This window comes from Salinivibrio kushneri (assembly GCF_027286325.1).
In the GTDB taxonomy this organism is placed as follows: Bacteria; Pseudomonadota; Gammaproteobacteria; order Enterobacterales; family Vibrionaceae; genus Salinivibrio; species Salinivibrio kushneri_A.
Genome location: NZ_CP114588.1, coordinates 2,713,626 through 2,738,363, shown reverse-complemented (window position 1 = coordinate 2,738,363; position 24,738 = coordinate 2,713,626). Strand labels below are relative to the sequence as shown.

Below are 24,738 nucleotides of genomic sequence, written 5' to 3'. Positions count from 1 at the left end.
AGATTCGCTCTACAATGCTCATTCAGCCACTAATGAGGTGTTGTCACCATGAAACTTAACCCCGCGCAATCAGATGCTGTTCGACATATCTCTGGGCCGTGCCTGGTTTTGGCCGGGGCAGGGTCGGGCAAAACACGGGTCATTACGCACAAAATCGCCTATTTGGTTCAGCAGTGCGGCTACAAAGCACGTCATGTCGCCGCAGTCACGTTTACCAATAAAGCCGCGCGCGAGATGAAAGAGCGAGTGGCACAAAGCCTAGGCAAGCAAGAATCGCGAGGCTTGATGGTATCGACCTTTCATACCTTAGGGCTGAATATCATTCGTCGCGAGTACAAAACCTTGGGGCTCAAGGCGGGCTTTTCGTTATTTGACGATCAAGACCAACTGGCGCTATTAAAAGCCTTGACCGAACAAGAGCTGGATAACGACAAAGATCTATTGCGTCAGCTGGTGCACACCATTTCCAACTGGAAAAATGCCATGCTGGGGCCGGATGAAGCCCTTGCTCAAGCGCAAGGCGAACGGGATCAGCTGTTTGCCGCTTGCTATGCGCGCTACCAAAAACAAATGCGTGCGTACAATGCGCTTGATTTTGATGACTTGATTTTGATGCCCGTGGCGCTGCTTAGCCAGAATCAAGCCGTGCGTGAGCGCTGGCAAGCGCGCATTCGCTACCTGCTCGTGGATGAATACCAAGATACCAACACCAGTCAATATCAGTTGGTAAAACTGCTGGTCGGTGAGCGCGCGCGCTTTACCGTGGTGGGCGATGACGATCAGTCGATTTACTCATGGCGAGGGGCCCAGCCGAAAAACCTGGTTTACCTGCAGCAAGACTTTCCGCGTTTGCATGTGGTGAAACTGGAGCAAAACTACCGCTCAACCAGTCGCATTCTGCGTGCCGCGAATATCTTGATTGCCAATAACCCCCATGTATTCGAAAAAACCTTATTTTCTGCTTTACCGGATGGCGACATGCTCAAAGTACTGACCGCCAACAATGAAGAGCATGAGGCGGAGCGCGTAGTCGGCGAGCTGATTGGTCATCGCTTTTTGGGACGTACCCAATACAAAGATTACGCCATCCTTTATCGCGGAAACCACCAATCACGTTTGATCGAAAAAGCGCTGATGCAAAACCGCATTCCTTATAAGATCTCCGGTGGCACCTCATTTTTCTCACGCGCAGAAATCAAGGACATCATGGCTTACCTGCGCCTTCTCACGAACCCTGATGATGACAATGCATTCTTGCGGGTGGTTAACACGCCACGACGTGAGATTGGTCCGGTGACGTTAGAAAAACTCGGTAGCTATGCCAACCAGCGAGGTAAAAGCTTGTTTGCGGCAAGCTTTGAGCTCGGGCTCAGCCAACATTTATCGGGACGTGGTTTGGCGTCGTTACAAGCGTTTACCCGTTGGGTGGTGGAATTATCCGATCAAGCCGAACGAGGCGATACCGTGGCGGCGGTTAGAGCGCTTTTGCGTGATATTCACTACGAGGAGTGGCTGTACGAAAGCTCTTCAAGCCCCAAAGTCGCCGAAATGCGGATGAAAAACGTCTCACAGCTTTATAGTTGGATTGTGGCTGATTTAGAAGGTGACAACCCCGATCAGGTTGAACGAACGCTAAGAGAAGTGGTTCAGCGCCTTACACTGCGTGACATGATGGAGCGGGGTGAAGATGATGATGACGCAGACCAAGTCCAGTTGATGACCCTACATGCCTCTAAAGGACTTGAGTTTCCTTACGTCTACTTGATTGGTATGGAAGAAGGTTTATTACCCCATCAATCGAGCATTGATGAAGACAACATCGATGAAGAGCGGCGCTTGGCTTATGTCGGGCTGACGCGTGCGCAAAAGGCGTTGACGTTCGTGGTGTGTAAAGAGCGACGCCAATTTGGCGAATTGATTAAGCCACAGCAGAGCCGCTTCTTAGATGAATTGCCATTTGACGATGTCGAATGGGAATCGCAAAAAAAACCGGTATCGCAAGAAGAGCGAATGGAAAAAGGGCAAGCGGCGATCGCTAACCTAAAGGCCATGCTGGATAAAAACAAATAACGCCGCGGAAGGCGGCGTTATCGTTACATAGACATTGAGCGGCGCGATTAGAGGGCGTCGAGCATGTGCTCAATGGCTGCCACTATTTCATCGTCCGAGCAATCCATGCAGGTCCCTTTGGCAGGCATCGCATTAAAGCCGTTGATAGCGTGCTTGGTTAGCGTTTCCATGCCTTTATCGACACGTGGTCCCCATGCCGCGGCATCACCTGTTTTGGGTGCGCCGGCTGCACCTGTGCCATGACAGGCAGTGCAGTAGGTGTTGTAGACCTGCTCGCCACTGCGTGGGCCACTTGGCTCTGCGGCGGCGGTTTGCGTTGGCGCTTCGCCGTCAATGTAAACATCACCAACCGGGGCAATGCGCTCAGCGATGGCGGCTTTTTCTTGCTCAGACACTTCTAGTGCTTGCGCAGCAGAAGCAAATAAAAGGGCCGCCACAGTGGCAACCATAATATGACCTAGACTTTTTCCCTTTGCGCTCACAATGACACTCCCACATTACTGGTGGCTTAACGCCTTTTTTATCTTATTTGCCGTCAACCTAAGGGGGCGAATCAATAAAGAGTGATTCGGTTGCGGCCTGTCAGTCTCGTCTTAACGGATTGGCCAACGTTGCTGGGTTAACTCCGTGTAAAGATTAGGTGATTATAGCGCTTTAGATTGTTACGTTAAACCGTTATAGTAGAGACCTTACTGACGTTTTCTACGCAATTTGTTGAAAAAGAGACCAGTCAGTAAAAAAATTAAAAAAAGTGCTAGACGGCTGGTGGTGATATCCGTAATATTCGTCACCGCCAACGGGGCAAGCGCCCGTAGCTCAGTTGGATAGAGTGTTGGCCTCCGAAGCCAAAGGTCACAGGTTCAAATCCTGTCGGGCGCGCCATTCCGGGGATAAAGGAAATTGGCAAAAAATCAGTGGTGGCTGTAGCTCAGTTGGTAGAGCCCTGGATTGTGATTCCAGTTGTCGCGGGTTCAAGTCCCGTCAGCCACCCCATTATTTTCGCTCATAGCGAATATGTCGGTGAATAGCGCAGTTTGGTAGCGCATCTGGTTTGGGACCAGAGGGTCGGGGGTTCGAATCCCTCTTCACCGACCACTATTACGAACCCTAGCCTAACGGCTGGGGTTTTTTCGTTTCACCCTCCCCCCTCTGGACATTTCTCTCCCCCTCAAATTGTCACTACTGTCGGGCGGTTTTATATCGCTTTGCCGAGTACGTGTTGGTGAGTCTTTTCTCTACGTGGCGACGTTGAGAGAGGATAAAATGCAGAAATTAGAGCTCTATCAAGATTCTGATAGATAAAAAGTCACCAATTAGCAATAAAAACCACACCTTTTGATGTGACTGCTATACCTGTTGATGAGTGGTTTAAAAACCTGCATTCAAATGACTAACTAATTATTTAGGTTGTTAATTGCTATTTTTTTGGAGTTTATCGCTATCATTGTTCACGCGCTGTTAAATAACTTTGCTTTATTCTATGCGCGATTTGCTTTAAAACAGGGGAAAGCGTAATACCTTATATCTTTATGATATGAAGTGTATTTTTTGTTTGACACTTGGGTGCGCAATCGTAGCCAAGTGAATGAATATTCGAGCCGACTGTGTCATTATGGCATTTTCTGCTGTGATGTTGATTTTTTGTGAAATGTTTGCCAGATTAAATCCGCATCTCTCCGAGGCAAGATCATATCACCTTGTTTTGGTCAGGAAGTCGATCGTCATCTAGGACGATATCAAGGATGAAAAATGTCACTGCTAGAAGTAAATAACCTACGAATTGAGTATCCGTCTCGCCATGGCGTTCATGCTGCCGTGACGTCGTTGTCATTAACGATTGAGCGCGGTGAGATTGTTGGCGTGGTGGGTGAGTCTGGAGCCGGTAAGTCAACGGTGGGTAATGCCGTGATTGATTTGCTCAGTCCGCCAGGGCGTATTGCCAGTGGCGATGTGTACCTTGATGGTAAAAAAATCTCCGGCCTTAGCCCTAATGAAATGCGCAAAGTGCGTGGCGACAAAATCGGGTTTATCTTTCAAGACCCGATGACCTCCCTGAACCCGCTGTTTACGGTCGAGCAACAGCTGACCGAAACCATTTTGACGAATTTGAATGTCACGCAGCAACAGGCTTATCAGCGCGCGCTTAATTTAATGGAGCAGGTGGGGATCCCGGAGCCAGAGCTGCGCATCAAGCAGTACCCTCACCAGTTTTCTGGCGGGATGCGTCAGCGCGTGGTGATCGCGGTTGCACTGGCTGGGGAGCCAGATTTAATCATTGCTGATGAGCCGACCACGGCGTTGGATGTGTCTATCCAAGACCAGATTCTCACCCTGATCCGCGACTTATGCCAAAAGAAAAACGTGGGCTGTATGCTGGTCACCCATGATATGGGCGTGGTCGCCAACGTGACCGACCGTGTTGCTGTGATGTATCGTGGTGATTTGGTTGAGTTGGGCACCACCCAGCAAGTGTTAGGTGAGCCTCAACACCCCTATACGCAAAGCCTTATTTCAGCAGTGCCACGCTCTGACATCAAGTTAGACCGCTTTCCGCTGGTCAATTACATCGAAGAAGCGGGTGAAACCTTAGAGCTTGATGTCAAAAACCATTGGCTGGGGCAAAGCCAAGATCAGCGTGCTTACAGTGGGCCATTGCTGCAGGTGAAAGATGTGTCTTTGCGCTTTATTACCAAAGATTCCTTATTTGCCAGCCGCCGCGAATACGTCCAAGCCTCTGATCATGTGAGCTTTGACGTGGTTGAAGGGGAAACCTTTGGTCTTGTCGGAGAGTCAGGCTCAGGAAAATCGACCATCGCACGGGCAATCACCGGCCTTTATCCGCCCAATACGGGGCAAATCATTTTTGAAGACATTGATCTGACCGCGATTAAAAGCGAACGCGCCCGGCGCCCAATCCGTCGCCAGATGCAGATGGTGTTTCAAAACCCGTATTCGTCCATGAACCCGCGGATGAAAATCTATGACATTATCGCTGAGCCTATTCGCTTTCACCGTTTAGCCGAAGGTGAGTCACAAATCCGCCAAATCGTCGGTGATTTGCTCGACCACGTGGGTTTAGGCCGCGGGGCAGGGATTAAATACCCGCACGAGTTCTCTGGGGGACAACGTCAGCGCATTTCGATTGCTCGCGCACTGGCGACGCGCCCGCGCTTGCTAATTTGCGATGAGCCGACATCTGCGTTGGATGTGTCGGTACAAGCGCAGATTTTGAACCTGCTTAAAGATCTGCAGGACGAGCTCAATCTCACCATGTTGTTTATCAGTCACGATCTGCCGGTGATTCGACAAATGTGTGACCGCATTGGTGTGATGCGCAAAGGCCAGCTGTTAGAAGTGGCACCGACAGAGCAACTGTTTACTAACCCACAACACGAATATAGCCGTCAGCTTATCTCATTGATGCCAGAGTTTAAGGGAATGAGCACGGAAGGTTTGCAACCGGCATAGCACGCTATGTCGACGCGGCAATGCGCCGCACCTCATCCATGATGCAAACACAGCAGGGGGCAACCCCTACGCATAAAGGAGCTATGCAATGAAAACAATGAAGAGCAAGATTGCCGTGGCGCTTATGGCCGCCGGCCTGAGCTTTAGTGCCGCGGCTGCGGATATCACCGTCGCGTATGATGCGGATCCGGTATCACTGGACCCTCATGAGCAGCTTTCCGGTGGTACGCTACAGCTATCACATATGGTCTTCGACCCCTTGGTCCGTTTTACCCAAGAAATGGACTTTGAGCCGCGTCTCGCCACGTCTTGGGAGCGTATCGACAATGAAACCGTACGTTTTAACCTTCGCGAAGGCGTGACGTTCCATTCTGGTAACGCGTTTACTGCTGATGATGTTGTCTGGACCTTTGACCGTTTGAAGTCATCACCCGATTTTAAAGGGATTTTCACCCCCATCGTTGATATCAAAAAAGTCGACGAGCACACCGTTGATGTGGTCACAGACGGTACCTACCCGCTGGTAGAAAACGTCATGACCTACGTGTTCCCGATGGACAGCAAGTTCTACAGTGGTAAAACAGAAGACGGTCGTGATAAGTCTGAGCTGAAGAAAAATGGCTCAACCTATGCGTCAACACACCTATCAGGCACAGGCCCTTATGTGGTCGACGAGCGTGAACAAGGCGTGGTGGTCGAGTTTGACCGTAATGAGAATTACTGGGACAAAGACAGCGAAGGCAATGTGGATAACATCACACTGCGTCCGATCAAAGAAGATGCCACCCGTGTCGCAGCGCTGCTGTCTGGTGACGTCGATATGATTGCCCCTGTCTCGCCAAATGATTATCGCCGTATCGAACGTGCCGACGAGCTGCAACTGGTCACCATGCCAGGGACGCGTGTGATCACCTTCCAAATGAACCAGAGTGTGGTGGATGAGTTTAAAGACCCGCGCGTCCGTCAAGCGGTGGCTTATGCGGTCAACAATGAAGGTATTGCGCAGAAGATCATGAAAGGGGCGGCCACGCCCGCGAGTCAGCAAAGCCCGGTTGGTTACGCAGGCTATAACGCAGATTTAGAGCCGCGTTATGACTTGGCGAAAGCGAAAAAGCTGATGGAAGAGGCCGGTTACCCTGATGGTTTCTCAATCACCATGATTGCGCCGAACAACCGTTACGTAAACGATGAAAAAATCGCACAAGCGGTGGCGGCAATGATGGCGAAAATTGGTATTAAGGTTGATTTGCAAACCATGCCAAAAGCGCAGTACTGGCCTGAGTTCGATAAGTGCGAAGCCGGCATGCAGATGATCGGTTGGCACCCAGATACAGAAGATTCTGCCAACTTCACTGAATTCCTCACCATGACCCGTGATGCGGACACCGGTAAGGGCCAATACAACTGTGGTCACTACTCGAACAGCGAAGTGGACAAGCTGGTGATGGAAGCCAACTCAGAGACGGATCTGGAAAAGCGTAGTGCCATGCTGCAAAAGGTTGAGAAGATCCTGTATGACGAAGCAGCCTTCTTACCCCTGCATTGGCAAGACCCATCATGGGCAGCCAAAAATAACGTTAACATCGAGCCGATCGTTAACGGTATGAACTTCCCTTACTTCGGCGATCTAGTGGTCGAGTAATGGACTAAAACAGGGCCCCAACCACTGGGGCCCCTGATTATCCAATCGCTTAGAGGCACACATGGTAACGTTTTTAGTCAAACGTCTGGTACAGGCACTGATTGTGATGTTTGTCATCAGTCTGGTGGCGTTTGCTATCCAAGACAACCTCGGCGACCCCTTGCGGGAGCTGGTGGGGCAATCAGTATCAGAAGCAGAGCGTGATGCGCTGCGTGATGAAATGGGGCTTAACGATCCCTTCTTAACCAAATATACCCGCTTTGTAGGCAAGGCCCTACAAGGGGATTTAGGCAATTCGTATTTCTTTAAGCGTCCAGTGGTGGACGTCATTTTAGATAAATTGGTGGCAACGCTAGAACTCGTGGCGGGGGCGGCACTGATCATTGTCGTGGTGTCGATACCACTCGGGGTGTACTCGGCGATTCACCCCAATAGCATTCTCACCAAGATAATCATGGGCTTTAGCATCGTGGGTATTTCGATACCTGTCTTCTTAACCGCGATCATGCTCATGTATGTGTTCTCGATTGAATTAGGCTGGTTGCCTTCTTATGGACGCGGAGAGACCGCCAATTGGCTCGGTTGGGAGTCCGGCTTTTTCACCCTGGATGGTTTAGCACACTTGGTGCTGCCTTCGGTGTCACTGGCGTCCATCATGTTGCCTTTGTTTATTCGCTTGGTGCGCTCTGAAATGCTAGAAGCGTTAGGTACCGAGTATGTGAAATTTGCACGTGCTAAAGGGTTACCCGAAAACAAAGTTTATTATCAACACGCGTTGAAAAACACCATGCTGCCGGTGGTAACGGTTGGCGGGGTGCAAATCGGTACTATGATTGCGTATACCATTTTGACCGAGACTGTCTTCCAATGGCCGGGGACGGGCTTTTTGTTCCTTGAAGCGATTAACCGTGTAGATACACCGTTGATTACCGCTTACGTGATTTTCGTTGGGCTTATCTTTGTGGTGACCAATACCATTGTTGATCTGCTTTATGGCTTGATTAACCCAACGGTTAACTTAACCGGCAAGGAGGCGTAAGCGATGACACAAACGAATACGACACCAAGTCGCTGGCAGCGCTTCTTAGACTCGGATTTCTTTTATCACTTCAAGCGCGATAAAGTGGCGATCACAAGCTTCACCATTTTTATGGTGTTCTTATTGCTGGCGCTCTTTGCGCCCTTAGTGTCCCCGACCAATCCCTATGATTTAATGGCGATTGATATCATGGACTCTGAGCTCCCGCCCGTCTGGATGGAGTGGAGCGATCCGCGCTTTTTGCTCGGTACCGATAACCAAGGGCGAGATATCTTGTCGACTATTATTTATGGTCTGCGGATCTCTTTGACCATAGGTTTGTGTGCCGTCGGCCTACAGTTGATTCTGGGGACAGTGATTGGATTAAGTGCCGGGTATTTTGGTGGCCGCATTGATAGCTTCTTTATGCGTATCGCCGATATTCAGCTGTCTTTCTCGACCATGATGGTCGCCATTATTGTTTCAGCGATTTTTAAGGCCAGCTTTGGCAGTGAGTTTTACAGCCAATATGCCATCTTAATGCTGGTGGTGATTATCGGGATTGCCGAGTGGCCACAGTATGCGCGAACCATTCGTGCCTCTGTCCTGGCAGAAAAGAAAAAGGAATATGTAGAAGCGGCGCGGGTGATGGGTTTCCGCTCGCCACGGATCATGTTCCGCCATATTCTTCCCAATTGCTTATCGCCCATTTTGGTCATTTCGACCGTGCAGGTGGCTAACGCAATCATGTCGGAAGCGGCACTGTCTTTCCTAGGACTGGGGATGCCTGTCGATCAGCCATCACTGGGCTCATTGATCAGCATCGGTTTTAACTACATCTTCTCAGGGGCATGGTGGATCACTGCTTTCCCTGGCATCGTGTTGGTTTTACTGGTACTGGTGATCAACTTGCTCGGCGATTGGTTGCGAGATGTCTTCAACCCCAAAATCTACAAAGGGTAAGAAAAATGGCTGCGAATGCAGCCATTTTTTTGATGGCTGTCTGACAGCTTGGTGATCAGTGGCTTGAGTCGATGTGTCTCTTTGCTTAAGCTGAGCAGATTAGATTATCAAGGGAGCGACTCATGGGGCGGTGGCGAGGTTTGGCTGTCAGTGTGGTAGCAATGTGGGCAATCAGTGCGCCAGTGCGCGCAGAACAGAGCCCTTGCGCCATAGTTGACCGCCAGCAAGGCTGGCCAATCATTGGCGAGACATGTGATATCGGACAAGGTCTGTGGGGCAACCAAGCTCCTGATCCCAAAAGTGCAGCGTTCTGGGTGCAATGCGGCGCTACGCAAGGTGTGCCGCCGCGTCAATTTTATCAGTCTCTGCGCCAAGGCTTGCCGGACTTACCGTTTCAAGTACAGGTGCGAGAAGGTCGAGGGCGCTGCTTGATTGGTCCTTACCCTAACTTGGACGTGGCCCTGTTGGTGCTAAAGCGGGTTCGTCAATTTGGTCCCACCAAGCAGGCGGTGTTAAGACAAACCCGTCAGCCTTTGTCGCAACCGGCCGTGATCCGCTTACCACCGCTATCACAAACGACATCGCCTTCGCACAATGGCGAGAAGCCGACGTCGATGGAGACAGCGATCACCTTGAGCCATTTTGGTTTACCAGAGCCAGAAGCTGGCGATAAGCAATATACCGAAAAATCCATGAGTTGGTTGCGTGTCCCTTATGCGCAGGCGGCGCCCCGATGTCAACGTGAAGGGATGGTGTTGGCCTCCCAGCAGGAGTTAGTGCAAGTGGCAAAAGCGACTGACCAGCTCCCCATGCGCTTACCGTACTGGGTGCAAGGCGCCAAGGGGGTAGATGCTCGAAGTGGTAAAGTGGTGACACGTAACGCCGATGCGGCGCTTAATGTGCTGTGTAAAAAGCGGTAAGAGGAACGGAAAACATAACGCCCCGCCATGCGGGGCGTTTTTCTTGGCTGTTTCGCGCTGCCAGCGGGCCGCTATTTGCCGCTTGACAGTGATGCGGCGGAAGGCTGCTCGGGGAGTGCTAACTTCAGTGCAGTACGTGAGACATCACTGGCCGCTTTACCTTGATCAAGCTTATCCAACACATCCGCCAAATACGCATAGTCGGTGACGTCGGCACGGTACTCCAGTGCTTTTTCAAAGTGACTACGCGCGTCTTGCCACTTTCCGGCTTGCATCAGTAACTGCCCCAATGCGCTGTGAAGCACTGGGTTACGATTATCTTGCGTGAGCAACTCTTCCAGCATCACCACAGCAGGGTAGCTATCAGGCAGGTTCAGGGTTGGGATCAGCGCAATCAAGCGATCGTCAGTGCGCTTTTTCAATGCCTCACGCAGCAGAATATAGGCTTCTGAGTCTGCATTACGTGCTGCCAGATGCTTGACTAACCCAGCTAATAACGAAGGCTGGTTGCGTTTGGCTTTTGGTAATTGGTTCCAATGCGCTAGCAGCCCCTCTGTTCCTTGTTGGCTGGCAACATGCGCCATCACGCCCAGCTCGGCACGCTCGTGCAGGGCATTAAACTGGTCGCTATCGAGTAACTGGGTCTTTTTCAACGTGGGTAGCAGGTTAAGAAGCGCTGACCAATCTTCCAGTTGGATATAGGTTTCTTTAAGTAGCGACAACATCACCGGGTTACGCGGGTGCTGGCGTTTAATCGCACGCAAGGAGGCGAGGGCTTCTTCGTGCTGACCGCTTTGGCTATGGAGTTGGGCACGGGTCAGGGCAAGGGCCAAGCTATTGGCATTCAGATCAGCGGCTTGCTGCAGGTATTGGTCGCGAGCCTGCAGGTTTTGTCGTTGTTGTGCCGCCTCAGCGGCCGCCAATAGGTTGTGCATCGGTGCATCACTGTGCGCGCGCGCTTTGGCGAGAAGCTTTTCGGCTTTTTTCCACTCCCCTTCACGTAACTTCATTAAGCCGGTTTGGGTTTGTTGGCGCGCTTTACGTTGTTTGCGCCCAGAGAGCCAGCCTGTTGCGGTGCTACTAATGGATAGCAGCTTTCTCAGTAACCATTCAAGCACCCAGAGGGCGGCAATTAAAATGCCAATCAGCACTAGCAAGGTAGTGACACTCATCTCCAGTGTCTGCTCGGCAGCGGAGATCAGTACATAACCTTGTTGCCCGGCCAGTTGCGGGCCCACGACTAACCCGGCCGCCAACACGAGGACAAGTAACAGCAATCTGATCATGATTGGCCTCCTGTCAGCGGTGCAATGTCTCGGCGCAGTCGGGTGTCGATTTCATCACTGACCAGCGATTGGCTTTTTAGCTTTTGCGGCATATCGACGCCGATGGCTTGTTGGTTTAAATCGTCAAGTTGCTCAACAAAGCGGCGTGTGGCATTGGCGTCTTGATTATAAAAACGCAGTGCCCAGTCTTTGGCCATGCCTAGCGCCTCATGATACAAGGCATCGTTTCCTTGATAGACCGCACGCATCGCTTGATCGAGTTTGTTCTTGAGGTTTTCTTGTAGGTAATAACTTTGGGTGGGTGATAACAGCGGTACTACGTTACCGTCGCGTTTTCGGTAAGTAATAAAGTTGTCGACAAAGTCGGTAACCGACGTGGTGAGGTTATGCTTCCAGTCATTGACGGACTCGGACACCACGGGTTTTTCCACTTCTTCAGCTTCTGGGATCACGGCGCTGGCAAGCGGGAGATTTTCAACCCGTTGCTGCATGCTGGTTAAGCGCAAGACAATCCCATCTCTATCGACGCGCTTCACGGCTTTTAATGCGGTGATATCGTCAGCCATTGCCTGACGAATAGGCATTAAGGACGGATCGTTAAGCTGAGCAATGCGATGGTCGGCTGCTTCCATCAGGGCGGTAGCGCTTTGGGCATCGTGTTCAAGCCAAATTTTACGTCCTGCCATCCGGATCAGGTAATCGGCTTCAGCCAATAACCAGTCGTTAGGGCGTCGACCTTTCACTTCCGCCACGGCTTTTTGCAAGCTGGCGAGACTACTGTCTTGTTGGTTCAAGCGTGTTTGGGTGGTGTCTTTCAGTTGTTCACGCGCTTTTTCTGCGGCTTGTTGTTGTTGGTTAAGGTCTTGCTCAAGGCGTGAAATGTGCGATTGTTGCGCGGCGACGGTGTTTTGTAGCACGGTCGCTTGCTGGTGACCATGGTAAAACACCCAGCCACTGGAGCCGAGGGCCAAGGCGATGGCGATAGCGCCAAGTAGTATGCCACCACGTCCCCCCGATGAGGTTTTGCTGGCTTTTTCAGGCGCTGGCGCATCTGTGGCATGGGCCTTGGGTGAAGATGGCGTGTTGGCCTGGCGTTGTTTGGTGTCGGTATTTTTGTTGTCAGTCATCCGAAAGTCCCGTTTTACTTAACCTGAGCAGCGTGTTGACCAGTGCATCATTGGCCACGCTGTCAACGGTCGTAATCGTGTCAAAACCCAGCGCAGTGGCTTGATCTTGAATCCTTTTACTGGGCACCAGTATACGGCATTGGCGCAGCCAGTGCTGTTCGCTCAGTGTGATAAGTTGATCAAAGTAGGCTAATTGTTGGCCACTGGTGACCACGACTGTCGTTATCGTGTATTTAGGCCAGCTTACTACTTGCGATACTAAAGGCTCAATGGCCCATTGTCGCCGATAGGTCTCGCAATAGTGAACTTGTGCGCCTCGCGCCTGCAACGTTTGCCCCATCATATCGCGTCCGCTTTCTCCGCGCAGGATCACTACTTGCGCGTCGGTCACGTTAGAGAAAAGAGAGAGCGAGAGCATGCCCTCGCTGTCTTCACGGTGCGGAAACTGTACTGACTGCTTTGACACCGCGCGCCACTCGCTCGCCGTACGCTGCCCCACCGCGACATAGCCGATATTGTTTGGCCATGACACGCCTTTTTGCTGTAAGGCGTGATGGGCGAATGCGACGGCCCGTGGGCTCACGGCGACCACGACACTGCCGGTGGGCAGGGAGGGGAGCAAAGTCGCGAGGGTGGTCAAGTCTCGCCCCGGCGCAAAACTTAACAGTGGACAGGGGATCGCGGACAGCCCTTGCTGTGCCAGCTGATCGACTAACTGACTGCAGTCTGGTTCGGGACGAACAACAACAATGGTCATGCGTCGTCTTGGTAAAGTTTATCCAGAATTTGCCGCGCGCCTTGGGCGAGAAGTTGCTCTGCGAGATCGGTGCCGAGCTGTTCGCCTTTTTCAAGCGGGCCCGTGACTTCGGCGCGCAAAATGGTCGAACCGTCGGGTTCGCCGACTAACGCACGTAGCCAGATTTTATCGCCTTGAATTTCTGAATAGCTGCCGATGGGCACCTGACAGCCGCCTTCGAGACGGTTATTCATTGCGCGTTCACACAATACGCGTTCGGTGGTGCTGGCATCAGACAGAGGCGCGAGCAAGGTGCGAATGCGCTCATCATCCAATCGGCACTCAATCCCCACGGCACCTTGTCCGACTGCGGGTAGAATGACTTCTGGAGGGATTTCGCTACGGATCCGCTCATTCAAGCCTAATCGTTTTAAGCCGGCGGCAGCGAGGACAATGGCGTCGTACTGACCGTCGTCGAGTTTGCCAAGGCGCGTGCCGACATTGCCCCGTAATGTGTTAATGACCAAATCAGGCCGGCGCTCGCGTAACTGGCATTCACGACGCAGGCTGGATGTGCCGACGACGGCCCCTTTAGGTAAATCGTCAATGCTTTGGTAATGGTTTGAGACAAACGCATCTCGTGGGTCGCCGCGTTCACAGATGGTGACCAGCCCTAACCCTTCGGGGAATTCAACCGGGACATCTTTCATTGAGTGCACGGCAATGTCTGCGCGGCCGTCGAGCATCGCTTGTTCAAGTTCTTTTATAAACAAGCCTTTACCACCGATTTTCGCCAAAGGCGTGTCCAGAATAACGTCACCTTTCGTGACCATCGGCACCAGTTCAACCGTTAGCCCCGGGTGAGCGCGCTCTAATGCGTCTTTAACAAATTCAGCTTGCCAGAGAGCCAAAGGGCTTTTGCGCGTGGCAATGCGTACAGGCGTTGAGTACATGGTTTGTTTTCCTTCTTGGTTCATAGCGCCCATCGTAACATTGGCGCTGGGCGACTCGTAATCTCTGCCATATGGTTTGGTGATTTATGACGGCGTTATGGTCATATAGGTGAAAAAATGTGATCGATAGCGTAATATTTGCGCAAATAATGAGATCTGAACGCGGCAATATGGCTGACATACGACTAAGGTAGTAGAGCGAAAAAGTTGATATTGGTCTCAAAAAGCACCTATAGTGCGACTTTGATACCACCACACAGGCATCGGGGTTATTGGCTTTACCCGAGTTGTCGAGAGTGTTACATTGATCACGTTTTGTTATCTGCAATTGGGCGGATACGGTGAAGACAGTAACGTCGACCTGTTGACCGGGATGTCAACGAATCTGGATGATTGCCTTGCAAACATACGTAGAACAGCAAACTGAGCGCATAGAAGCGTTTAACCGCGTGAGAATGGATCGCGCGCGGTCCGCGATGAGCCGTCAAGCTCAAGCCATCTTTGATGTGCTGCCAGTGCTTTTACATCTTAATCACCCCGCATTGCCCGGGTTTTGTGGCGACAGCGTGCCTTTCGGCATTGCTGACTACGAGCTCGATGAGACACAACGTGAGTTTGTCTCTGATTGCCTGATCCACTCGAACACCCGCTTCTCCTCTTTAACTGCCTGCGTGGAAGGCCGTGAGCGCCATCCGATCAAAGGCATGTATACCATGGGCAGTACCGGCTCGATGGGGCAAAGCCTTACCAGTGATCTAGATATTTGGGTCTGTATCGATGCGTCAGTGACAGCGGCGCAGCGCGATAAGCTCGATGCCAAGTGCATGGCAATCTCTGAGTGGGCCTTAAACCAAGGGATCGAAGCCAACTTTTTTGTGGTCTGTGAGGGACGTTTTCGTCACCATCTCAGCCAAGCAATGACCAGTGATAACTGTGGTACCAGTCAGCACTTCCTACTGCTTGATGAGTTCTACCGCTCTTCGATGCGACTCGCTGGACAAAAACTGTTGTGGTACATGGTGCCGCCAGAAATGGAAGGCTGCTACGAGGAATATGTTGATACGTTGGTGGCCGAACATGGCCTTGACCGTCGTGATTGGGTTGATTTTGGCGGCTTGCCGACCATCCCGGCCGAAGAGTACTTTGGCTCGAGTTTGTGGCAGCTGTATAAAAGCATAGATTCACCGTATAAGTCGGTACTCAAAGCGATTTTGCTTGAAGCTTACTCGTGGCAGTATCCTGGCACCCAGCTGCTCAGCGTCGATGGTAAACGCCGTTTTTACGCCGGTTGGGTCGATGTGTATCAATCTGACGCCTATTATCTGATGCTGGAAAAAGTCACCCGCTATTTGGAGTCAATTGGTGACACCCGCCGCTTAGATTTGGTTCGTCGTTGTTTTTATCTTAAAACCCATGAGAAATTAACGCAGTCCCCTGCGACTGGCTCGGTCGCCTGGCGCCGCGAAGTGTTGCGCCTGTTGGCGCGTGAATGGGGCTGGGATGAACAAGCATTGGCTTACCTCGACAACCGTCGCCATTGGAAAGTCGAGGAAGTGCAGTACGCGCACAATGAGTTGCTTGATGCCTTGATGCAAAGCTATCGTAACCTGATCCGCTTTGCCCGTCGCAATGACATCACCTCGGCGATCAGTCCACAAGACATCAGTATTCTGGCCCGAAAACTGTACGCGGCGTTCGAGGAATTGCCGGGTAAGGTCACTCTGTTGAATCCACAGATTTCACCGGATCTCCACGAGCCGGATCTCACCTTTATTCAAGTGCCAGAAGGGCGTACCAATGCGCCGGGATGGTATTTGTATAAGCATTCACTAGCACCAGCGGACATCATCGGTCGCGCCCCACTGGAGCATAACAGTTACTTATCCAAACTGGTCGCCTGGGCGTTTTTTAATGGGCTGCTGACTGAGTCAACCCGCTTGGATACCGTGGTGCGCGATGCCGACGTTGATATTGATACCCTGTATCAGCTGGTCAGTGATATTCGTAATACCTTCTCGCTCAATCCTCCACGTCCAACGCTGGATGCGTTGTCGAGCCCATGCGAAATCCGTCAGCTCGCTTTGTTTGTCAACTTGGAGCACGATCCAACATCAGCGTACAAAAAGCCGTCGATGCGCTTTGATTTTAAAAATAGCGACATATTCAGTTATGGCCCTGAACAAACCTGCTTGGTGGGGAGTGTTGACCTCGTTTACCGCAACTCATGGAACGAAGTGCGCACACTCAATTACCGCGGCGACGATGCCATTTTGGAAGCGCTAAAAACCATGTTGGGTAAAATGCACCAAGATGCGGTGCCGCCTGAGTCAGTGGATGTATTCTGCTATTCCAGCAAAATGCGTGGTTTAATTCGTAACCTGGTTTACCAATTGGTCGCAGAATGTATTGAGCTACGTCTTAAACCGGTTGAGAAAGAAAAACGCCGCCGCTTTAAGGCGTTGCGAATTGGCAAGCAAACCCATGGTTTGTTTTTCGAACGTCGTGGCGTATCAGTACAGCGGTTAGAAAACTCAGTCGATTTTTATCGCTGTATTTCCACCAACAAGGTAAACGGCACGCCAGTGATGGTGGTGGATAATCCGCAGGATGTGCATCCGCCGGAAGTCGTGGATGCGTATGCCAGCGAGGGCTTAGTACAGTTTTTCTTTGAAGATTGTACCAACGGCTACAACCTGTACATTCTTGATGAGAACAACCGGGTGGAAGTGTATCGCCAGTGTAGCGGTGATAAAACCGAGATGGTACAGGGCGTGAACCGCTTCTATACCTCCTCACACGACCGCTATAGTTACAGTGCTAACTTTATCAACTTTAACTTGCCACAGTTTTATCAAATCGTTACCGATGATGGTGGCGACACACATGCGCTGCCCTTTAAGTGTGATGGCCAGATGCAGCCGCCACGGCCACCGTCTCAGGGTGGGTTTGCCGGACAAGTCGCTTCATTTAAATAAACATGAGATCCCGATGCTCGGGATCCCATGTGTGCTTTCCCTGTAATTGCTTACCAAGAAACAGGCTCACCCGCGTGTTTGCTGCACTCTTGTTGCACTAAATCCATCAACACCAGGCCTGTTTTGCTGCAAGTCCATTTACCGTCTTTAAGGCCAAAGTGGAATCCACCACTTTTTGACGCCACCCATATTTCTTGCATCGGCTCTTGGCGGTTAATGATGATTTGGCTGCCATCATCAAATTCCAGCGTCATCACGTTGCCAACGCTCTCATAATCGATGTCGGCGCCTGAGTCATCGATACCTTCTTCAATGGCCTGCATTTGTAAATCGACCAACTGATGATATTCCGTTGTGTTCATCCCGTTACATCCTATTGCTTTTCATGGTTGTGATGCGATTATAGAGGGCATTGACTCGATAATCACTGGCATTCACTATGCGAAAACTCGTCATTTTACTGATGTTCACTGGCATCATGACACTGACCGGCTGTGGCCAACAAGGGCCCCTGTACTATCCGGACGAACAACCGACGCAAAATCAATAATCAACCACAACAGGGAAGAGCACCTTGGACTATTTCAACTATCAGGACGACGGCCAGCTGTGGGCCGAATCACTGCCCTTGACCCAGCTTGCCGATGAGCACGGCACACCCTTGTACGTTTACTCGCGAGCCACCTTTGAGCGCCATTGGCATGCGTTTGATCATGCCGTGGGCGACCACCCGCATTTGGTGTGTTACGCCGTCAAAGCGAACGCCAATATCGGTGTGTTAAATGTGCTAGCACGCCTGGGATCAGGATTTGATATTGTCTCTCAAGGTGAACTCGAGCGCGTGCTCGTCGCCGGTGGTGATCCCGCGAAAGTGGTGTTTTCTGGCGTAGGGAAAACGGCCGCAGAGATGCGTCGCGCACTGGAAGTAGGTATCAAATGCTTTAACGTAGAATCACACTCTGAACTCGACCGCTTAAACCAAGTGGCGGGTGAGTTAGGTGTGCAAGCGCCGATATCGTTGCGCATTAACCCAGACGTTGATGCCAACACCCACCCCTACATCTCAACCGGGCTGAAAGACAATAAGTTTGGTATTGCGTTCGACCAAGCATTGAGCAGCTTCCGCTATGCCGCCAGCTTGCCACATTTGAATGTGGAAGGCATTGATTGTCACATCGGCTCGCAGCTGACCGAACTCGCGCCTTTTATTGAATCTACCGACCGTTTGTTGGCGCTGATTGATACCTTAGGCGATGAAGGCATTGCGATTCGTCATCTCGATGTCGGTGGCGGACTGGGGGTCACCTACAGTGACGAGAAGCCGCCTCAGCCTTCTGAGTACGCTAAAGCCCTGATGGCGCGTTTGGACAATCATCGTCATCTTGAGCTGATTTTTGAGCCAGGCCGTGCGATTGCTGCCAATGCAGGAGTGTTGCTGACCAAGGTCGAATTCCTCAAGCACAGTGAGCACAAAAACTTTGCCATTATCGATGCGGGGATGAACGATTTAATTCGTCCGTCACTGTATCAAGCCTATCAAGAAATCATCCCTGTGGTGCCGCGCCAAGGGGAGCCACAAACCTATGATTTAGTAGGCCCAGTGTGCGAAACCGGTGATTACTTGGGCAAAAACCGCTCGTTGGTGCTAGAAGCGGGCGATTTGCTGGCGGTGCGCTCGGCGGGCGCATATGGCTTTGTGATGGCGTCAAACTATAATTCACGCTGCCGCCCGGCCGAGGTGATGGTCGATGGTGACCAAGCGCATCTTGTGCGCGAGCGCGAGAGCTTGGCGTCGTTATGGCAGCTTGAACAGCGCCTACCAGAATAAGGATTGGCATGCAGGTACAGTTTGCAAAAATGCACGGACTGGGCAACGACTTCATGGTGGTTGACTGTGTCACGCAAAACGCGTTCTTTTCGCCGGATCTGATTCGGCGTCTGGCTGATCGCCAGCGTGGCGTCGGGTTTGACCAGTTACTCGTGGTTGAACCGCCTTACGATCCCGAGACGGATTTCCACTATCGCATTTTTAACCCTGACGCATCGGAAGTCTCTCAATGTGGCAATGGTGCGCGCTGTTTTGCGCGCTTCGTGCGAATGAAAGGGCTGACCAATAAGCATCAGATCAGCGTGAGCACCCAAGCCGGTAAAATGCTGCTGCACATTGAAAACGACAATCAGGTGCGCGTGAACATGGGCGAGCCGGAATTCACACCGGGGAAAATTCCGTTTCGTGCCAACTCACAAGAGAAAACCTACTTGATGCGGGTGGCGGAGCAGACCTTGTTTGTGGGTGCCGTGAGCATGGGCAACCCGCATGTAGTGACTGTGGTCGAGGATGTTGACCATGCCGACGTGGACACCTTGGGACCGCTACTTGAAAGTCACGAACGCTTCCCTGAACGGGTCAATGCCGGCTTTATGCAGATCCTTTCCCGCAATGCGATTAAGCTTAGAGTGTACGAGCGCGGTGCCGGCGAAACCCAAGCCTGTGGCAGTGGCGCGTGTGCCGCGGTTGCGGTCGGGATTATACAAGGCCTGCTTGATGAGCAAGTAACGGTGAGTTTACCCGGTGGAGATCTCCGCATTCGCTGGCGTGGGCCGGGTCATCCCTTATCAATGACAGGCCCAGCGACACATGTATTTGATGGACAATTGCAATTATGAATGATGGGGTAGAAGCCTCGACACTGGAAACCATGCCTCTTAGCGATGAGGCGGTGGCAGCGTATTTAAAAGATAATCCAGATTTTTTTATTCGCCATCGCGATTTACTGACGCAGCTGACCGTGCCACACGGCGAGCAAGGTGCAGTATCGCTGGTGGAAATTCAACTTAAGCGCCTGCGTGAGCGGGTGGCGGAGCTGGAAGAAGACATTACCCAACTGATGAGTCTAGGGGCAAAAAACGATGCCCTGTTTCGTGCCTTTGCCGAGGCGCATCAGGCGCTGCTGCGTGCTAATACGCCGCAGGCGGTGCAAAAAGCATTGACGACGCTTAGCGAGCAACTGCAACTGAGCGTCAGCTTACGGGTGTATGCGCCTATCGACGGGCTGCAGAGCATCTCACGTCAGGCGGTGGATCAATTAAAGAGTCATCATTTTGCCGGACGTCGTTGTTATCTCGGACGCTTGCGCCGTGTGGATGCGGAAGCGGTGATGGCAACGCCACCGGAGCTAGGCTCTTTTGCGCTGATACCGATTAAAGGGGAAGGCAAAGAGTGGGGACTGTTGAGCTTTGCGAGCGCAGATGGCGGGCACTTTCAGCCAGAAATGGACACCCTTTTTATCGAACAGCTGGCGGCACACTTGGCCATCTTATGTAGCCAGTGGACGAACAAGGGTGAGCGTCAGTGACAGCGGTAACGTCTGACCAAGCGGCTCCCCGTTCACTGACGGTCCCTCTTGATCGCTTTTATCAATATCAACTCAGCGAACGGGGCCTCAGTGCCCATACGCAACGTAATTATCAGCGCCAGTTAGATAAGATTGTCGACTTTCTGAGCGCGCGGGGCATCGCTTATTGGCAAGATGTAGATGCCGACTGGGTGCGACAAATTTCGAGCCAAGCCAAACGCGATGGCCTCAAACCGGGCAGTATTGCGTTGCGGCTGTCCGCACTGCGCAGCTTTTTCGACTATCTCGTAAAAACCGAACAGCTTGCCGCCAACCCAGCCAAAGGGGTCGCCGCGCCCAAGCAAGGGCGCCAGTTGCCGAAAAACCTCGATGTGGATGAAATGAATCAGCTGCTCGAGGTGGATCAAGACGACCCGCTGTCGGTACGGGATCGGGCGATGATGGAGCTGATGTATGGCGCAGGGTTGCGTTTAGCCGAGCTGGTGGATCTCAACGTGCGTGATGTCTCGGTACGTAAAGGGGATTTGCGTGTCACCGGTAAAGGGGAAAAGGAGCGTATCGTGCCTTTTTCCGGCATGGCGAAAACCTGGGTGATGAACTGGCTAAAAGTGCGCAACCAGCTCCTCAAAGGGCCAGAAGAAGCGCTATTTATCTCTAAACTGGGCCAGCGAATTTCGCACCGTAGCGTGCAAAAACGTATGGCGGAGTGGGGACAAAAGCAGGCGGTGAACAGCCATATTAATCCTCACAAACTGCGCCACAGCTTTGCCACTCACATGCTGGAATCGTCTGGGGATTTGCGGGCGGTGCAAGAGCTGCTTGGCCATGCCGATTTAAGCACCACACAAATTTATACCCACTTGGATTTTCAACACTTGGCGAAAGTGTATGACGCGGCGCATCCCCGCGCCCGCAGCACAGAGGCTCGTAAACCCAGCGCAGGCAAAAAAAACAACTCGGAGTCGTGATATGAAATTTTATCGTCGCTTAAACGCGTTTGATGCGGTGAGTTTTGACTTGGATGATACCTTGTACGATAACTGGCCGGTGATCGCACGCGCGGAGGCGGCGCTAAGCGACTATTTGAGTGAGCACTGCCCACCGCTCGCCGCGCTTGATAAAGCCACCCTTGCGGGATTTCGTCGCCAAGCCCGTGATGAGAACCCTGCCCAACGCTTTGATGTTACCGCGATGCGGGTTGCCCAGCTGACGCTTGCCGGTGAACATGTGGGTTTAACTGCGGAGAAGGCGCGTGCACAAGCTCAAGCGGCGACGACCTTCTTTTGCGGATATCGCAGTGACTTTACTCCGCCGGCGCAAAGTGTGGCTTACTTAAAAGCTTGGTCCGAGAAACTGCCATTGGTGGCCATCACTAACGGTAATGTCGACACCGATGCGATTGGCCTGACGCCGTTTTTCCAGCATATTTTCCGTGCCGGTGAACACGGTGCGGCCAAGCCGAACCCGGAGATGTTTGATAAGGCGGCGCAGGCCTTGGGCATCGCCCCGGCGCGCATTTTACATGTGGGCGATCACTTAAGTTCGGATGTGGCTGGCGCGCGCCAAGTGGGCATGCAAGCCTGTTGGATCCGCCCAGAGCGCCAATCTCCGATGATGCGCAAAGGACGCACCTTACCGGATGTGGCGATCGACGATTTATCTGAGCTCGATACCCTTATTCAGCAGTGGCACCGCTAATCGGTGCCGCTTTGTTTGCGGGCTAGCCAGTTATCGAGGTTAAGCCAACCCGGCCCCCACACACTGACCACCAATAAGATCACGCCCCACATAATGTGGTCATCATAGCCACGCTCCCATAGCAGTGGGTAGGAAGCGACCGCGACAATGTTGAACACAAATAACGCCAAGGTCATGGGACGCGCGAGCAGGCCCAAAGCAACAAATACCGGCAAAATCAGCTCCGCCGTGGTCCCTAAATATGCGGCCAGCTGCCACGGCAGCAACGGAACCTGATACTCATACTCGAACAGGTATAGGGTGCTGTCCCAATTTTGGTATTTGATTAGCCCAGATTGAAAAAAAATCCATGCCACATAGACGCGGCCCACCAGAAGAAGTAGCGGTTGCAGTGGGGTAAGCGCGCGGGTGAAGGTGTGATTGATTATGGTTAGCCACATGGCTTACTCCTTAGCATTGCAGGCAGTCGTTGGGGTGGTAAACGCGTTCATGGCCGCGAGCTCAGACACACACGCCAGTTGCACTTCTGACAGGTCGCCTAATGGTGTGTGGGGGCAGGTTTTGAGCACACTGACATGATGGGTATTGAGCGTGTACCAATGCACCTTGTCTTGGTGAGCAACCAATAACAAAGATTGCGGCTTCTCGACCACCAAGCCTTCGAACTGCTCGGTGGCGATCGCTTGCCATACGTCACTGACCGCGTAGTCGCTTTCAAATAAACGGGCTTGCTGGTTGAGCGGTAAACAAACTTGCGTTTGTTGCTCAGGGCTTAGCAACGCGAGCGCGCTGCCTTCAAACGCCGGAGAGGGAGGGGCGAGGGTGAGTACCACTTGTGCCCACTCAAAACGGGCCAGCTCGGCGCAACACGGCACGGGCTCGATAATATTGGGTAGGGCGCGCAAGGTCGCATCGAACTGTGCGCCATAGTCTTCCATCACCCCAGTTTGCGGGGGATGCATCATCGCATGATGACGCGCTACCGCATCAAAACACGCCTCACCTAATAGTGCACAGGTCTTGGGATACACGCATTTTAAGGTGTCAGTGAGGGTGACCACATAATGGTTGCGATAAATCTGCAATCGCTTGTCAGCGGCAACACGACCGTCTTTTATCGGCAGCGGTTGTGGATCATCTCGCAATGTATCAGCAAAGGCCTGCTGCAGGGTTGCCAGCGTCATACCGCCTCCTTGTGTCGAGCCAGTCGGTGGCGGGCTTTGGCCGCTTCTGCTAACAATCGCTCGGGCGCGGGCAAGTCGCTATCCCACTCAATGAGGGTGTGGCGAGGGCCGTGGCGGTCAATCCACTGTTGATAGAGCGTCCACACCGCCTCGCTAACCGGTTGGTTATGGGTGTCTATCCAAATTTCTCCTGCGGGGGTGTGTTTGACGGTAAACCCAGCAAGGTGAATTTCTTTCACCGCATGGGCGGGAATCGCGTCAAGGTAGGTACTGGCGCTAAAATCATGGTTAAACGCGCTGACATGAACGTTATTTAAATCGAGCAGCAAATCGCAGCCCGTGCGAGCGTGCACTTCGGCGATAAATTCCCATTCGTGGTAGTCACCCTGAGCAAAACATAAATAGCTCGATGGGTTCTCAATCAGTAGGGGGCGCTGTAGCGCATCTTGAACCTGTTGCACATTGGCGCAAAATACTCGCAACGCTTGCTCGGTGTAAGGGAGGGGGAGTAAATCGTGAAAGTGTTGCCCGTCTATCCGGCTCCAACTTAAATGGTCAGACACAAACAGTGGCTCGACGTGTTTGACCAGTGTACACAGTTTGTCTAAATGGGCCCGATCAAGCGGCTCGTCGCTCCCCAGCGATAATCCCACGCCATGACAGCTGATGGCGTAATCCTCACGTAATCGCATCAGGGTTGAAAAAGCAGGACGGTGAGGGCGGAAATAGTTTTCACTGTGAATTTCTAGCCAGCCAAGCTTTGGGCGATATTGGTCGAAGTAGGCGAGATGGGGTTGTCTGAGCCCCACGCCGGTCAAAACGGTTGCCTCATCCATGGTCGCTCCTTGTGATCAAGTGACAAAGCCCGGGACAAGCCCGGGCGCGCCATATCAGGATGACGAGGTACTGCCGCCGGCTAAGCGATCGCACAAGCCTTTTGGTACCATCACAAACGCATCTTTTTGGCCGTCTTCGGTGGAGGTGCCCGCGCAGGAGCTGGTATTGGTGGCGCAGTCATTTTGTCCGGCTTTGGCGACGCCATAGCATTTTTCTTTTTCTGCCGCGTGGGCCGGTGCGCTAGTGAGTGTGGTCGCGCCTACAGCCAGTAATCCTGTCACAGCAGCGGCAACCGCTAGGTTAGTGTGTTTCATCATGCTTCCTCTTCTTGTTCCGTATTGGTGTTATCAGCCCACTGATTCGTGGTGGGCATATAAACCAAGATAGGAAAACACTGCGCAATCTTTCACCACTAAAGCGGTTTTTTTGCATGGTGAGGGCTAACTTGCTGAATGTTTGTTTAAAAAAGTTGCGTCGGGATCGGGCGCGCAATTTAGTGGCGAGC

General features: G+C 52.1%; 23 protein-coding genes and 3 tRNA genes. 16 read left to right on the top strand and 10 right to left on the bottom strand.

Annotated elements, in window-relative coordinates; genetic code table 11:
* Positions 1–48: 48 nt before the first annotated feature.
* On the top strand, positions 49–2,070 hold the full coding sequence (gene rep, locus N8M53_RS12575; RefSeq protein WP_269579014.1) for a DNA helicase Rep: 2,022 nt from the start codon (positions 49–51) through the stop codon (positions 2,068–2,070).
* Between the two features lie 47 nt (positions 2,071–2,117).
* Here the strand turns inward: rep and N8M53_RS12570 are convergent, their stop codons facing one another.
* Positions 2,118–2,519 (bottom strand): cytochrome c5 family protein, encoded by a 402-nt coding sequence (locus tag N8M53_RS12570; protein ID WP_316243047.1) that lies wholly within the window; start codon positions 2,517–2,519, stop codon positions 2,118–2,120.
* 356 nt (positions 2,520–2,875) lie between these two features.
* On the opposite strand from N8M53_RS12570, the gene N8M53_RS12565 reads away from it, so the two are divergent.
* From N8M53_RS12565 to N8M53_RS12530, 8 genes are all read left to right on the top strand, one after another.
* Positions 2,876–2,952 (top strand) — tRNA-Arg (locus N8M53_RS12565).
* A gap of 35 nt (positions 2,953–2,987) precedes the next feature.
* A tRNA-His gene (locus N8M53_RS12560) sits at positions 2,988–3,063 on the top strand.
* 25 nt (positions 3,064–3,088) lie between these two features.
* Positions 3,089–3,165, top strand: a tRNA-Pro gene (locus N8M53_RS12555).
* A 654-nt stretch (positions 3,166–3,819) separates the two neighbouring features.
* Positions 3,820–5,538 carry an ABC transporter ATP-binding protein gene (locus N8M53_RS12550; protein WP_269579013.1) on the top strand — a complete coding sequence of 573 codons (1,719 nt, stop codon included), beginning with the start codon at positions 3,820–3,822 and terminating at the stop codon, positions 5,536–5,538.
* Between the two features lie 88 nt (positions 5,539–5,626).
* Positions 5,627–7,180, top strand: coding sequence for an ABC transporter substrate-binding protein (locus N8M53_RS12545; RefSeq protein ID WP_077773158.1), 1,554 nt, complete (start codon positions 5,627–5,629; stop codon positions 7,178–7,180).
* Positions 7,181–7,241: 61 nt separating this feature from the next.
* Complete coding sequence (locus N8M53_RS12540; protein ID WP_077773159.1) at positions 7,242–8,219, top strand: ABC transporter permease; 978 nt, start codon at positions 7,242–7,244, stop codon at positions 8,217–8,219.
* A gap of 3 nt (positions 8,220–8,222) precedes the next feature.
* The gene (locus N8M53_RS12535) at positions 8,223–9,161 is read left to right on the top strand and encodes an ABC transporter permease (protein WP_269579012.1); all 939 of its coding nucleotides are present in this window, start codon (positions 8,223–8,225) and stop codon (positions 9,159–9,161) included.
* Between the two features lie 122 nt (positions 9,162–9,283).
* Positions 9,284–10,081: a hypothetical protein gene (locus tag N8M53_RS12530; RefSeq protein WP_269579011.1), complete on the top strand. Its 798-nt coding sequence runs from the start codon at positions 9,284–9,286 to the stop codon at positions 10,079–10,081.
* Between the two features lie 71 nt (positions 10,082–10,152).
* Here N8M53_RS12530 and N8M53_RS12525 read toward each other — a convergent pair whose 3' ends face one another.
* The 4 genes from N8M53_RS12525 to hemC are packed head-to-tail and all read right to left on the bottom strand — an operon-like array spanning position 10,153 to position 14,183.
* Positions 10,153–11,367 (bottom strand): heme biosynthesis HemY N-terminal domain-containing protein, encoded by a 1,215-nt coding sequence (locus tag N8M53_RS12525; protein ID WP_269579010.1) that lies wholly within the window; start codon positions 11,365–11,367, stop codon positions 10,153–10,155.
* The gene (locus N8M53_RS12520) at positions 11,364–12,494 is read right to left on the bottom strand and encodes a uroporphyrinogen-III C-methyltransferase (protein WP_269579009.1); all 1,131 of its coding nucleotides are present in this window, start codon (positions 12,492–12,494) and stop codon (positions 11,364–11,366) included. The genes N8M53_RS12525 and N8M53_RS12520 overlap by 4 nt, the downstream gene beginning before the upstream one ends.
* The gene (locus N8M53_RS12515) at positions 12,487–13,251 is read right to left on the bottom strand and encodes a uroporphyrinogen-III synthase (RefSeq protein ID WP_269579008.1); all 765 of its coding nucleotides are present in this window, start codon (positions 13,249–13,251) and stop codon (positions 12,487–12,489) included. The genes N8M53_RS12520 and N8M53_RS12515 overlap by 8 nt, the downstream gene beginning before the upstream one ends.
* On the bottom strand, positions 13,248–14,183 hold the full coding sequence (gene hemC, locus N8M53_RS12510) for a hydroxymethylbilane synthase (protein ID WP_269580048.1): 936 nt from the start codon (positions 14,181–14,183) through the stop codon (positions 13,248–13,250). Before hemC ends, N8M53_RS12515 begins: the two co-directional genes overlap by 4 nt.
* 389 nt (positions 14,184–14,572) lie before the next feature.
* Here hemC and N8M53_RS12505 point away from each other — a divergent pair, with 389 nt between their 5' ends.
* Positions 14,573–17,158 carry a class I adenylate cyclase gene (locus tag N8M53_RS12505; protein ID WP_269579007.1) on the top strand — a complete coding sequence of 862 codons (2,586 nt, stop codon included), beginning with the start codon at positions 14,573–14,575 and terminating at the stop codon, positions 17,156–17,158.
* A 50-nt stretch (positions 17,159–17,208) separates the two neighbouring features.
* On the opposite strand, the gene cyaY is transcribed toward N8M53_RS12505, so the two are convergent.
* Positions 17,209–17,520: an iron donor protein CyaY gene (gene cyaY / locus N8M53_RS12500; protein ID WP_269579006.1), complete on the bottom strand. Its 312-nt coding sequence runs from the start codon at positions 17,518–17,520 to the stop codon at positions 17,209–17,211.
* 77 nt (positions 17,521–17,597) lie between these two features.
* Here cyaY and lptM point away from each other — a divergent pair, with 77 nt between their 5' ends.
* From lptM to N8M53_RS12470, 6 genes are read left to right on the top strand one after another with little or no spacing between them, the layout of a single operon-like run.
* Complete coding sequence (gene lptM / locus N8M53_RS12495) at positions 17,598–17,708, top strand: LPS translocon maturation chaperone LptM (protein WP_240472642.1); 111 nt, start codon at positions 17,598–17,600, stop codon at positions 17,706–17,708.
* Positions 17,709–17,732: 24 nt separating this feature from the next.
* Entirely contained in the window at positions 17,733–18,986 is a 1,254-nt protein-coding gene (lysA, locus tag N8M53_RS12490) for a diaminopimelate decarboxylase (RefSeq protein ID WP_269579005.1), read from the top strand.
* Between the two features lie 8 nt (positions 18,987–18,994).
* Positions 18,995–19,825: a diaminopimelate epimerase gene (gene dapF / locus N8M53_RS12485; protein WP_269579004.1), complete on the top strand. Its 831-nt coding sequence runs from the start codon at positions 18,995–18,997 to the stop codon at positions 19,823–19,825.
* Entirely contained in the window at positions 19,822–20,514 is a 693-nt protein-coding gene (locus N8M53_RS12480) for a DUF484 family protein (RefSeq protein WP_269579003.1), read from the top strand. Before dapF ends, N8M53_RS12480 begins: the two co-directional genes overlap by 4 nt.
* Positions 20,511–21,482: a tyrosine recombinase XerC gene (xerC, locus tag N8M53_RS12475; protein ID WP_269579002.1), complete on the top strand. Its 972-nt coding sequence runs from the start codon at positions 20,511–20,513 to the stop codon at positions 21,480–21,482. Before N8M53_RS12480 ends, xerC begins: the two co-directional genes overlap by 4 nt.
* Position 21,483: 1 nt before the next feature.
* On the top strand, positions 21,484–22,212 hold the full coding sequence (locus tag N8M53_RS12470) for an HAD-IA family hydrolase (protein ID WP_269579001.1): 729 nt from the start codon (positions 21,484–21,486) through the stop codon (positions 22,210–22,212).
* On the opposite strand, the gene N8M53_RS12465 is transcribed toward N8M53_RS12470, so the two are convergent.
* Genes N8M53_RS12465 through N8M53_RS12450 form a run of 4 tightly spaced genes read right to left on the bottom strand, consistent with a single transcriptional unit; the run spans position 22,209 to position 24,547 of the window.
* Complete coding sequence (locus N8M53_RS12465) at positions 22,209–22,652, bottom strand: DoxX family protein (RefSeq protein ID WP_269579000.1); 444 nt, start codon at positions 22,650–22,652, stop codon at positions 22,209–22,211. The genes N8M53_RS12470 and N8M53_RS12465 overlap by 4 nt on opposite strands.
* 3 nt (positions 22,653–22,655) lie before the next feature.
* Positions 22,656–23,396, bottom strand: coding sequence for a DNA-binding domain-containing protein (locus N8M53_RS12460; protein WP_269578999.1), 741 nt, complete (start codon positions 23,394–23,396; stop codon positions 22,656–22,658).
* Positions 23,393–24,232, bottom strand: a complete 840-nt coding sequence (locus N8M53_RS12455; RefSeq protein ID WP_269578998.1) for a DUF692 domain-containing protein — start codon at positions 24,230–24,232, stop codon at positions 23,393–23,395. The genes N8M53_RS12460 and N8M53_RS12455 overlap by 4 nt, the downstream gene beginning before the upstream one ends.
* Positions 24,233–24,286: 54 nt before the next feature.
* A complete protein-coding gene (locus tag N8M53_RS12450) occupies positions 24,287–24,547 on the bottom strand; it encodes a DUF2282 domain-containing protein (protein WP_046074463.1) in 261 nt (86 codons plus the stop codon).
* Positions 24,548–24,738 lie beyond the last annotated feature (191 nt).

Excerpts from the sequence above, each read along its gene's own strand:
- N8M53_RS12480 (WP_269579003.1), top strand. The coding sequence starts at position 19,822 with ATGAATGATGGGGTAGAAGCCTCGACACTGGAAACCATGCCTCTTAGC.
- N8M53_RS12505 (WP_269579007.1), top strand. The coding sequence starts at position 14,573 with ATGATTGCCTTGCAAACATACGTAGAACAGCAAACTGAGCGCATAGAA.
- N8M53_RS12520 (WP_269579009.1), bottom strand. The coding sequence starts at position 12,494 with ATGACTGACAACAAAAATACCGACACCAAACAACGCCAGGCCAACACG.
- N8M53_RS12545 (WP_077773158.1), top strand. The coding sequence starts at position 5,627 with ATGAAAACAATGAAGAGCAAGATTGCCGTGGCGCTTATGGCCGCCGGC.
- N8M53_RS12515 (WP_269579008.1), bottom strand. The coding sequence starts at position 13,251 with ATGACCATTGTTGTTGTTCGTCCCGAACCAGACTGCAGTCAGTTAGTC.
- rep (WP_269579014.1), top strand. The coding sequence starts at position 49 with ATGAAACTTAACCCCGCGCAATCAGATGCTGTTCGACATATCTCTGGG.
- N8M53_RS12455 (WP_269578998.1), bottom strand. The coding sequence starts at position 24,232 with ATGGATGAGGCAACCGTTTTGACCGGCGTGGGGCTCAGACAACCCCAT.
- N8M53_RS12550 (WP_269579013.1), top strand. The coding sequence starts at position 3,820 with ATGTCACTGCTAGAAGTAAATAACCTACGAATTGAGTATCCGTCTCGC.
- hemC (WP_269580048.1), bottom strand. The coding sequence starts at position 14,183 with ATGTACTCAACGCCTGTACGCATTGCCACGCGCAAAAGCCCTTTGGCT.
- N8M53_RS12530 (WP_269579011.1), top strand. The coding sequence starts at position 9,284 with ATGGGGCGGTGGCGAGGTTTGGCTGTCAGTGTGGTAGCAATGTGGGCA.
- N8M53_RS12465 (WP_269579000.1), bottom strand. The coding sequence starts at position 22,652 with ATGTGGCTAACCATAATCAATCACACCTTCACCCGCGCGCTTACCCCA.
- N8M53_RS12460 (WP_269578999.1), bottom strand. The coding sequence starts at position 23,396 with ATGACGCTGGCAACCCTGCAGCAGGCCTTTGCTGATACATTGCGAGAT.
- N8M53_RS12570 (WP_316243047.1), bottom strand. The coding sequence starts at position 2,519 with ATGGTTGCCACTGTGGCGGCCCTTTTATTTGCTTCTGCTGCGCAAGCA.
- N8M53_RS12470 (WP_269579001.1), top strand. The coding sequence starts at position 21,484 with ATGAAATTTTATCGTCGCTTAAACGCGTTTGATGCGGTGAGTTTTGAC.
- N8M53_RS12540 (WP_077773159.1), top strand. The coding sequence starts at position 7,242 with ATGGTAACGTTTTTAGTCAAACGTCTGGTACAGGCACTGATTGTGATG.
- dapF (WP_269579004.1), top strand. The coding sequence starts at position 18,995 with ATGCAGGTACAGTTTGCAAAAATGCACGGACTGGGCAACGACTTCATG.
- cyaY (WP_269579006.1), bottom strand. The coding sequence starts at position 17,520 with ATGAACACAACGGAATATCATCAGTTGGTCGATTTACAAATGCAGGCC.
- N8M53_RS12450 (WP_046074463.1), bottom strand. The coding sequence starts at position 24,547 with ATGAAACACACTAACCTAGCGGTTGCCGCTGCTGTGACAGGATTACTG.
- N8M53_RS12535 (WP_269579012.1), top strand. The coding sequence starts at position 8,223 with ATGACACAAACGAATACGACACCAAGTCGCTGGCAGCGCTTCTTAGAC.
- N8M53_RS12525 (WP_269579010.1), bottom strand. The coding sequence starts at position 11,367 with ATGATCAGATTGCTGTTACTTGTCCTCGTGTTGGCGGCCGGGTTAGTC.
- lptM (WP_240472642.1), top strand. The coding sequence starts at position 17,598 with ATGCGAAAACTCGTCATTTTACTGATGTTCACTGGCATCATGACACTG.